At 72.2% G+C, this 9,823-nt stretch carries 7 protein-coding genes; 3 read left to right on the forward strand and 4 right to left on the reverse strand.

Annotation, left to right across the window (positions count from 1 at the left end; translation table 11 throughout):
* Nucleotides 1-22: 22 nt before the first annotated feature.
* Nucleotides 23-460, reverse strand: coding sequence for a MarR family winged helix-turn-helix transcriptional regulator (locus tag ACO1BR_RS39670; RefSeq protein ID WP_426799966.1), 438 nt, complete (start codon nt 458-460; stop codon nt 23-25).
* A 141-nt stretch (nt 461-601) separates the two neighbouring features.
* Between ACO1BR_RS39670 and ACO1BR_RS39675 the strand changes: the two genes are divergently transcribed.
* Complete coding sequence (locus ACO1BR_RS39675) at nt 602-802, forward strand: ribbon-helix-helix protein, CopG family (RefSeq protein ID WP_159508534.1); 201 nt, start codon at nt 602-604, stop codon at nt 800-802.
* A gap of 33 nt (nt 803-835) precedes the next feature.
* Here ACO1BR_RS39675 and ACO1BR_RS39680 read toward each other — a convergent pair whose 3' ends face one another.
* The gene (locus ACO1BR_RS39680) at nt 836-2,308 is read right to left on the reverse strand and encodes an NCS2 family permease (protein ID WP_426799967.1); all 1,473 of its coding nucleotides are present in this window, start codon (nt 2,306-2,308) and stop codon (nt 836-838) included.
* A 261-nt stretch (nt 2,309-2,569) separates the two neighbouring features.
* Here ACO1BR_RS39680 and ACO1BR_RS39685 point away from each other — a divergent pair, with 261 nt between their 5' ends.
* Together ACO1BR_RS39685 and ACO1BR_RS39690 are read left to right on the forward strand one after the other, a co-directional pair.
* Nucleotides 2,570-2,833 (forward strand): DUF2530 domain-containing protein, encoded by a 264-nt coding sequence (locus ACO1BR_RS39685; protein WP_426799968.1) that lies wholly within the window; start codon nt 2,570-2,572, stop codon nt 2,831-2,833.
* A 90-nt stretch (nt 2,834-2,923) separates the two neighbouring features.
* Nucleotides 2,924-5,341, forward strand: a complete 2,418-nt coding sequence (locus ACO1BR_RS39690) for an HAD-IC family P-type ATPase (RefSeq protein WP_426799969.1) — start codon at nt 2,924-2,926, stop codon at nt 5,339-5,341.
* A gap of 179 nt (nt 5,342-5,520) precedes the next feature.
* On the opposite strand, the gene ACO1BR_RS39695 is transcribed toward ACO1BR_RS39690, so the two are convergent.
* Nucleotides 5,521-5,811: a hypothetical protein gene (locus ACO1BR_RS39695; protein ID WP_426799970.1), complete on the reverse strand. Its 291-nt coding sequence runs from the start codon at nt 5,809-5,811 to the stop codon at nt 5,521-5,523.
* A gap of 519 nt (nt 5,812-6,330) precedes the next feature.
* Entirely contained in the window at nt 6,331-9,627 is a 3,297-nt protein-coding gene (locus ACO1BR_RS39700) for a sacsin N-terminal ATP-binding-like domain-containing protein (protein WP_426799974.1), read from the reverse strand.
* Nucleotides 9,628-9,823 lie beyond the last annotated feature (196 nt).

A 9,823-nucleotide genomic window follows, 5' to 3' on the forward strand; every position in this document is an offset into this window, starting at 1 on the left:
TTCGCCTCCTCGGCCTGGTGCGTTACAACTGTGCGAGTTTCTCCAGTACGGGCGCGGCGGCCCGCACCTTCGCCCACTCGTCCGCGTCCAGCCCGGAGGCCAGGTCGGCGAGCCAGGCGTTGCGCTTGCGGCGGCTCTCTTCGAGCATCGCCTCGGCCTGTTCGGTCTGGGTGACGACCTTCTGGCGGCGGTCGTCGGGGTGTGCTTCGAGCCGGACCAGTCCCTTGGCCTCCAGCATCGCCACGATGCGGGTCATCGACGGCGGCTGCACATGCTCCTTGCGGGCCAGTTCGCCGGGCGTGGCCCGGCCGCACCGGGCGAGGGTGCCGAGCACCGACATCTCGGTGGGGCTCAGCGACTCGTCGACCCGCTGGTGCTTCAGGCGGCGGGACAGGCGCATGACGGCGGACCGCAGTGCGTTCACGGCGTCAGCGTCGTCGCCGTTGGACAGTTCCGGCATGGTCGTTAGCATAACTCATTACCCTCTCTAAGTAAAGCGCCGGTTTACGGCCACGACGGATCGCTCACCGGATCACCCATATGAGTGAGGACGCTGCGGAAAGGGACACACCTGACCGCCTGGTGCGGGGACCGTGTCCGTATGGGATCGAGAGTGCTCAGCCTGCGCGTGGACGGGGAGCTGCTGGAGCGCATTCGGCAGCACGCCGCAAAACGCGGAATGAGCGTCCAGGACTATGTGGTCCGGACGCTCATCCGCGATGACTTCGACGAACGGTTCAAGACGTCGGTCGACGAGACCGAGCGGCTGGGCTGCTGGGGGCCGGCCGCCGGCCCGTCATGACGGGCCGGCACCGGGCCCGCCGCCCGGCTCGGGTCACCTGACGCCCAGCACCTGCTCGATCGGGTTGAGCAGGAAGTAGACCAGGAAGCAGAGCCCGACCGCGTTCAGCAGCCACGGGATCTCCTTGAAGCGGCCGGTCGCCGTCCGCAGCAGGATGAAGGCCAGCACGCCGATGCCGATGCCGTTGGTGATGCTGTAGGTGAACGGCATCGAGACGATCGTGAGGAACGCCGGGATGCCGACGGTGAAGTCGCCCCAGTCGATGTCCCTGACGTTCGAGGCCGTGATCAGGAAGCCGACGACCAGCAGCGCGGGCGTCGCGGCCTGCGAGGGCACGACGGTCGCCAGCGGCGTGAAGATCAGCGCGAGCAGGAACAGCCCGCCGGTGACCAGGTTCGCCAGGCCCGTGCGGGCACCCTCACCGACACCCGCGGTGGACTCCACGAAGCAGGTGTTGGCGGAGGCGGAGCCGAAGCCGCCGCCCGCGACCGCGATGCCGTCCACCATCAGGATGCGGCCCATGTTCGGCAGGTTGCCGGTCTCGTTGTCCAGCAGCCCGGCCTCCTCGCCGACGCCGATGATGGTGCCCATCGCGTCGAAGAAGCCGGACAGCAGCACGGTGAAGACGAAGAGGCAGCCGGTCAGCACGCCGACTTCCTTGAAGCCGCCGAAGAGGCTGATGTGGCCGATCAGTCCGAAGTCGGGCGCCCCGACGATCTTGTCGGGGACGTTGGGGACGGCCAGGCCCCAGGACGCGTCCGGGATGGTCGCCACCGCGTTGATGACGATCGCGACGACGGCCATGGTGACCATCCCGATCAGGATCGCGCCCTTGGTCTTCCGCACGGTCAGCACGAACATCAGCGCCAGGCCGAGGACGAACACCAGCACCGGCCAGCCCTTGAGCTGACCGCCCTGGCCCAGGCTCATCGGGACGGTGGTGTGCGCGGCGTCCGGATTGCGGGACACGAAGCCCGCGTCGACCAGCCCGACCAGCGAGATGAACAGGCCGATACCGATCGCGATGGCCCGCCGCAGCCCGTTGGGGATCGCGTCCATCACCCGCTGCCGGAGCCCCGAGGCGACCAGGATCATCAGCACCAGACCGGCGAGCACCACCATGCCCATCGCGTCCGGCCAGCTCATCTTGGGCGCGAGCTGGAGCGAGACGACGGCGTTGATGCCGAGGCCGGCGGCGATGGCGATCGGGACGTTGCCCATCACGCCCATCAGGATCGTGCCGAGGCCCGCCATCAGGGCGGTGGCGGTGACCAGCTGGCCGTTGTTGAGGTGGTGCCCGAACTTGTCGACGCCGGCGCCGAGGATGATCGGGTTCAGCACGATGATGTAGGCCATCGCGAAGAAGGTCGCCAGTCCGCCGCGCAGTTCGCGGCCGACGGTCGACCCCCGCTCGGAGATCTTGAAGAAGCGGTCCAGCCCGCTCGTCGGGGGGTGCGGGCCAGGGCTGTTCAGGGTGTCGACCGGCGTGTGGGTCGAGGGCGACATGCGGGACCTCAGTCGTACGGGCCGGGGCGGGCGCGCGGGCCCGAGGGCCGGGAACACGCACAGACGGCGATCAGAAACCAGTGAACTGGATCAGCTTGGAGGGATCAGATTGGAGGAATCAACGATCCGAACCGGTCAGTTCCAGAAAGGTTCAGTATGAATAAACAACACGTTGATCGCTATCTCCGCGCGTAGACGCCGCCCTCGCAGGCCGGACAGGCACGGGCCACCCCGCAAAACGGCCCCCGTAAGCTGAGCCCCATGTGGAAGAAGTCCGAACTCCGCGAGGCCCCGGCGCCCCTCGAAGGTCCCGTCGTCGGCACGATCACCGGCGGCACCGTCGTCTGGTTCGTGCTCTTCCTCGGCCAGTTGCCCTTCTACAGCTGGTACGCCGACCACGGCCACACCTGGTTCCTGTGGACCTGCCTGGCCGGCGGCGGTCTCGGCCTGCTGGGCGTCTGGTACGTCCGCAAGCGGGACGCGGCGATCAAGCGCGCCGCGGCGGCAGCGTCGACCGCCGGCTGACCGCACCCCCGCCCCCACCCCCCTCGGGAGATGCAGCTCCACTCACCACCCAGCAGGTGAATCGGTCATTACGCCCGTAACGTCTAGGTCATGACGGACCGGGCGAAGACCGAAGTCGAGGAACCCGAGCGCGGCGGACCCGCCGGCGGCAGCGGCCGGGTGCCGGCCCCCCGCGGGCTGAGCGCCGCGGAGGTCGCCGAGCGGGTGGCCAGGGGCGAGGTCAACGACGTCCCCGTCCGCTCCTCCCGCTCGACCGCGGACATCGTCCGCTCCAACGTCTTCACGCGGTTCAACGCCATCATCGGCGTGCTCTTCGCGATCATCCTGGTCATCGGCCCGATCCAGGACGGGCTGTTCGGCTTCGTGATCGTCGCCAACACCGGCATCGGCATCATCCAGGAGCTGCGTGCCAAGAAGACCCTGGACAGCCTGGCGCTGATCGGCGAGGCCCGGCCGACGGTGCGCCGCGACGGGGTCGCCGCCGAGATCCCCACCTCCGAGGTCGTCCTCGACGACGTCATCGAACTCGCCCCCGGCGACAAGGTCATCGTCGACGGCGAGGTACTGGAGAGCGACAGCCTGGAGATCGACGAGTCGCTGCTGACCGGCGAGGCGGACCCGGTGGTCAAGAAGCCGGGCGAGCCGGTGATGTCCGGCAGCTTCGTCGTCGCGGGCGGCGGCGCGTTCACCGCGACCAAGGTCGGCCGGGAGGCGTACGCGGCCCAGCTCGCCGAGGAGGCCAGCCGGTTCACGCTGGTCCACTCCGAGCTGCGGACCGGCATCAGCCAGATCCTCAAGTACGTGACCTGGATGATGGTCCCGACCGCGCTCGGCCTCATCCTCAGCCATCTGCTCACCCTGGGACTGCCCGGCGACGAGGCGGTCCGCCGGATGGTCGCCGGGATCGTGCCGATGATCCCCGAGGGACTGGTGCTGCTGACCTCCGTCGCGTTCGCGATCGGCGTCATCCGGCTCGGCCGTCAGCAGTGCCTGGTCCAGGAACTGCCGGCCATCGAGGGGCTGGCGCGGGTCGACGTCGTCTGCCTGGACAAGACCGGCACGCTGACCGAGGGCGGGATGGACGTCAGCGAGCTGCGCGCGCTGGACGGCTGCGACCCCGTCGACATCCAGCAGGTGCTGGGCGCGTTCGGCGCCTGTGACCCCCGCCCCAACGCCTCCCTCCAGGCCATCATCGACGCGTACCCGCCCCTGGACTCCTGGCGCTGCACCGCCACGCTCCCGTTCTCCTCGGCCCGGAAGTACAGCGGCGCGGCCTTCGAGGAACCCGGCGGCGCGCGGTCGGCCTGGCTGCTCGGCGCCCCCGACGTCCTCCTTCCCGAAGGCGACCGGCTGCTGCCCGAGATCGACGGCCTCAACGCCCAGGGGCTGCGGGTCCTCCTGCTCGCCCGCGCGAACCGGCCGCTGGACCACCCCGACGTCGCCCGCGACGTGGACCCCGCCGCGCTGGTCGTCCTGGAGCAGCGGCTGCGCCCGGACGCCCCCGACACCCTCCGCTACTTCGCGGAGCAGGGCGTCCACGCCAAGGTCATCTCCGGTGACAACGCGGTCTCGGTGGGCGCGGTGGCCGCGAAACTGGGCCTGCCCGGCGCCGGTTCGGCGGTGGATGCCCGCAAGCTCCCCCACGACGACCCGGACGCGATGGCCACGGCCGTGGAGGAGGGCGCGGTCTTCGGCCGGGTCACCCCCCAGCAGAAGCGGGACATGGTCGCCGTCCTCCAGTCGCGCGGCCACAACGTCGCGATGACCGGCGACGGCGTGAACGACGTCCTCGCCCTGAAGGACGCGGACATCGGCGTCTCCATGGGCTCCGGCTCCGAGGCGACCCGTGCGGTGGCCCAGATCGTGCTGCTCGACAACAGCTTCGCCACGCTTCCCTCGGTCGTCGCCGAGGGCCGCCGCGTCATCGGCAACATCACCCGCGTGGCGACCCTCTTCCTGACCAAGACCGTCTACTCGGTGCTGCTCGCCATCCTGGTCGCCTGCGCGCAGATCCCGTACCCGTTCCTGCCGCGCCACCTCACCCTGCTGTCCACCCTGACCATCGGCGTCCCCGCCTTCTTCCTCGCCCTGGCCCCCAACAAGGAGCGCGCCCGCCCGCACTTCGTCCGCCGGGTGATGCGCTACGCCATCCCGTCCGGCCTCATCGCCGGTATCGCGGCCTTCGGCACGTACCTGCTGGCCCGCGTCCACTACACCGGGCCGGACGCCCTCCCCGCGCAGACCAGCGCCGCCACCCTGACGCTCTTCCTCACCGCCCTCTGGGTGCTGGCGATCATCGCCCGCCCGTACACCTGGTGGCGCATCGCCCTGGTCCTCACCATGGGGCTGGGCTTCCTGATCGTCCTGGTGACGCCCTGGCTCCAGCGCTTCTTCGAACTGCGGCTGGTCGGCACGACGATGCCGTGGGCGGCGGTGGCGATCGCGGCGGTGGCGGCGGTGCTGCTGGAAGCGGTGTGGCGGTGGGTGGGTCGGCGGTTCCCGGCGTAGCCCCGACCGATCCGGCAACCTCCGTACGGCACCTCGGAGTTGACGCAGCGCACAGTGAAATGCAGCGTACAGCGAAATCCTGCCGGGCTCCCCGGACTCGTCCGACTCCCCGGAATCACAAGAACCCCGGAACGGGACGTCCCGGGGTTCTGTAGGGCCCGCCGACCGCGGACGCTGCGTCACATACCGATGGTGCGGACCGACACCAGGCCGCCGCCGAACTCGCCGCCGTGCATCCCGTGGTGGCCGTGGTGACCATGGTGGCCGTGGTGACCGTGGTGGCCGTGGCCGCCGATGCTCGCGGCAAGGCCGTGCCCGGCGATCTCGCCGCCCAGGCTGGCAAGGCCACCGGATATGTTGTCCAGCTCGCTGTCGGAAAGCTCAGCGGTGTCGATCTCAGGGGTGAAGCCGTTACGCATTGGCGCTTTTCCCTTCACAATTTCTCGGCTTTTCGGCAGGCCGTCCAACACCCTGGCAGGGTGGCCGTTCTGGCGGCTTGTGCACTGGCTGGATGCAAGCACGCCCACGGACCCGCAGGCAACGTCCCGCGTGCTTTTTTGCGGCCTCTGAACTGCACCTTCACCATCACGAAACGAATTCCCCCCGCATTGTGCGCAGGCGGCGAGCGGCACACAAAAGACCCGGGAAACAACCAGGAATCATCCACACCCGGCCCGACGGCCATATCTGCTTTTTCGGTTCCGAATCCCCAGCGGGCCGACATGACCGGAGATGTCTGGAGGGAATTCGCCGACATTCACCGATACCGGCACCCCGACACCGGCCCCCTGGTACCTGCGCCTGCCGGCCACCCGGCAAGGTGCGGGGCGGGGCCCTGTCGTCACACTCCGTCGGGCGGACGACGGGAGTGTGACGACAGGGCCGGGCGCTGCACCTTGCCGGGTGGCCGGCAGGCGCAGGTACCAGGGGGCCGGTGTCGGGGTGCCGGTATCGGTGAATGTCGGCGAATTCCCTCCAGACATCTCCGGTCATGTCGGCCCGCTGGGGNGCGCCCGCGCCAGTTCGTCGCCCCGGTCCGGTTCCTCCAGGAGGGCCGCGACCTCGAAGCGGCGCGGCCACTGGCCGGCGGCCCAGGCCAGGCCCGCGGCGACGCCCTCCAGCGTCGCGGCGTGCAGGGTGCCGTCCGGGGTCCGGCGCCAGTCCAGCTCGGCGGTGCCGTCCGGCCCGTCGCCGACCAGCAGTTCCTCGTGCTCGACGTAGCTGGCGGGGGTGGTCGGGCCGAGCAGGGCGCGGACCGCGTCCGGGACGTCGTGCCGGACGCCCTCCGAGCGGACCTCGGCGGCGATCGCCTCGCTCAGCCGGCGCACCTGGAACAGCTCGGCCAGTTCGGCGGCCCGTTCCGGGCGGACCGGGAGCAGTGGCAGGCCGGCCGCGAGCGGCATCAGGTCCGGGGCGTCGGCGACCACCGCGTCGGCCGCGTCCGCCACCTGGAGCGCACCGTCGACGACCACCCGCAGCTCGTCGGGGAGGGTCACCTGATCGGGGTCGAGGTCGGTCAGCATGCCGTAGAGCGCGTGGAGTTGGGACGTGCCGACGGCCAGTTCCGGGTCGGCGAGGCGGGCCAGCAGCTCGGCGGCGCCGCCGGGCTCGTCGAGGAGGGCGGTGACCGAGGTGCGCACGCCGAGGGCGCGCAGCACCTGGGCGTCGACCTCGCCGGCGTCCGCGGACTCGTACAGCCCGGCCAGCAGCGGATCCCCGCCCGCCGAGCGCAGTCCGGCGGGACGGCGCCCGTCCAGGACCGGATGGCCGCGCAGCCACCAGGCGGTGTACGGGCGCACGGACTCCGTGGTGCCGTCGGGGAGCAGGACCCGCACGGGAGCGGTGAGGGCGTCCCGCAGCGGCGGCCGGGAGAGCATGGCGAGGACCTGCGGCCAGGCGTCGTCGTCGACGAGGTCCAGGTCGCGTACCGCGACCAGTTCGGTGACGACCGGCGGCACCGGGGTTTCCGGCAGGGCGTCGAGGATGTCCTCGCACCAGACGTCGACCGCGTCCAGCAGCCCGGCGTCGTCGGGCTCGGCGAAGTCGCCGTCGCGCGGCTCCAGTTCGTCCGGGTCCAGGACGACGTCGGTGGCGCGGACCAGTGCGAAATCGGCCAGCACGCCGACCGCGGTCAGCGGCTGCTCGCCCCAGTGCCGCGCCAACTCCGCGTCGACGGCGGCAAGTTCACCCTCACGGATGACGCGCTCAAATGCGCTACCCGGGAAGACCAGTTCGCCCGCGGGCGCCGGCTCACCGTCCTCGTCGGGCAGCGCCAGCGCGGCCAGCCAGGGCTCGTCGCCGGGGGCGAGATTGGCGTCCCGGACCAGCCCCAGGACCGTTTCCGCGAGTTCCTCGGTGCCCAGGGGCACACCGGTGCCCGCGCCCAGCTCGTCCTCGAAGACGTCGTAGGCGTCCTCGTCGGCGTCGAGCGAGTTCTCCACCGCCGCCCGCACCTGAGGTGTCGTCAGCACCGCACGCGGCGCCGCGGGGGTGGCGCCCAGCTTCTCCAGGAGGGGGTGCACGGCGTCCGGGTGCGCGACCTTGAGCCCGAGGCGGGCCAGCGTACGGTGCCGGTCCGCGGCGTCCCCGTCGCCGTCCGGGCCGCCGGGCAGCGGAAGCAGCACCTGGCGGGGGCCGATGGTGGTGCGCACGGTGCCGTCGGCGCCGCCGGGGCCCCGGCCCGCCGCGCCCGCCAGCGGCACCGGCAGGCCGCTGAGCCGGTCCGGGTCGGTGCCGGCCAGCGCGTCGTAGAGCCGCCACCACCACTGGGGCGACCGCTCGACGCCGGCGAGCCGGTCGATCATCTCGCCGATCGGCACCCGCACGACGCCCAACGACCGCAGCTCAGGGCGTCGTTCGAGGCCGGCCGGCAGCAGGCTCGGGAAGAGTTCGGCCAGCACCGCGACCGTCGCGGCGCCCGCCCCCTCGACCAACTCGGCGTCCACCGGCCGCAGTACGTACCGCTCCGCGCCGCCGTCGCCCGCGTCCCACTCGCGGTCTGCGAGCCCCTCGGCAGCCTCCGTGGGCTCTGCCGGAATCCCGTCCGCCGGCGCTCCGGCGCTCGGCAGGAAGCGCACCCGGGGCAGCAGCTCCAGCACCTGCCGCCGCAGTTCGCCGTCCAGGCCGCCCTTGCCCAGCGGCCCCGGCACCAGGTCGAGCGTGCCGACCGACACCGGCCGCCAGTCGCGGAGCAGCGCCGCGTACGTGGCCGCCGCCCGGCCCACCAGGAAGTCCGCCAGCGGGCCCGGCGCGACATGGCGCCGGGTCGGCTCCAGCGGGAACGAGGCGATCAGCAGCGCCGGAAGCCCCAGGGGCTCGTCCGTGGGCGTCGGCGCGTGCACCACCGGCGCCGTCCCCGGCCGCACCGGCGCGCCCGCCTCGTCCACCGGCACCGCCCAGGTCACCGACCAGACGGGCCGCAGCCGCTCCTCGACCGGGCGGTCCGCCAGCAGCGCCGGGTCCAGCGGCCCGCCGTCGCTCGCCACCCGCCACCGGGTCGCACCGCGCTCACTGTCCTCGATCAGAACGCAGTCGGCTTCCTGACTCCTCGTCAGAACTCGTACGCCCTCCGGCGTCTCGACGACGACCTCGGAGAGCCCCGGCAGCGTCAGCAGCAGCGCCGCGTCGATCCCGGCCAGCAGCCGCTCGGCCAGGTCCTGCGCGGCACCGTCGCGCAGCGGCAGCACCACCGCCGTGTCGTACCCCTCGGGCGCGCCGCCCTCCGCGGGCAGCGGCAGCCGCAGCAGCGGCACGTGCCCGTCGCGGCGGCGCAGCTCACCGCCCAGGCCGGGGCTGTGCGCGGCCACCTGCTGGGTCAGCCCGCGCGCCTCGGCGAGCGACCAGCGGACCCCGCCGGTACGCCCCACCAGCGCCGGTTCGTCACTGACCGACAGCACCGCGGCGAACCCGACGCCGAACCGGCCCACCGCACCGGTCGCCGCACTGCTCTCCCGCTTCGCGGAGGCGCGCAGCGTCGACAGCGACTCCACGCCGGTGGCGTCCAGCGGGGCACCGGTGTTGGAGGCGACCAGGGCGGCGGGAGCCCCGCCGTTGGCCGCGTGCAGGGTCAGCCGCAGCCTGCCGGGGACGCCGGCGCGGGCCGCCGCGTCCGCCGCGTTCTGCGCCAGCTCCACCGCGAGCCGGTCGCGGTAGCCGCCGAGCGCGAGGTCCTCCTCGGCGTTGGCGTCCTCACGGAACCGGGCCGGCGACGCGGCCCAGGCGTCCAGCACGCCGCGCCGCAGCCGGGCCGTACCGAACGGGTCGGCCCCTTCCTCCGCGCCTCGCACCCATGGCGTACCAGCCACGATTCTCGTCTCCCTCGTCCAAGCGACGTCTGTCCTGACGGTATCGCCCCACGTGGTCGGCTGCGGCGCCGCGGTGGTTGCTCGCCGATGGCGAAGGGGTTGTCGGGCGGGCCCGCCGCTCGCTGGGTGGTGGGTGCCGGGGGCGGGCCGGAGGGGGTGGGTTGCCGGACTGCTTCGC

The sequence above is a fragment of the Streptomyces sp. YGL11-2 genome (assembly GCF_050054615.1).
Classification (GTDB): domain Bacteria; phylum Actinomycetota; class Actinomycetes; order Streptomycetales; family Streptomycetaceae; genus Streptomyces.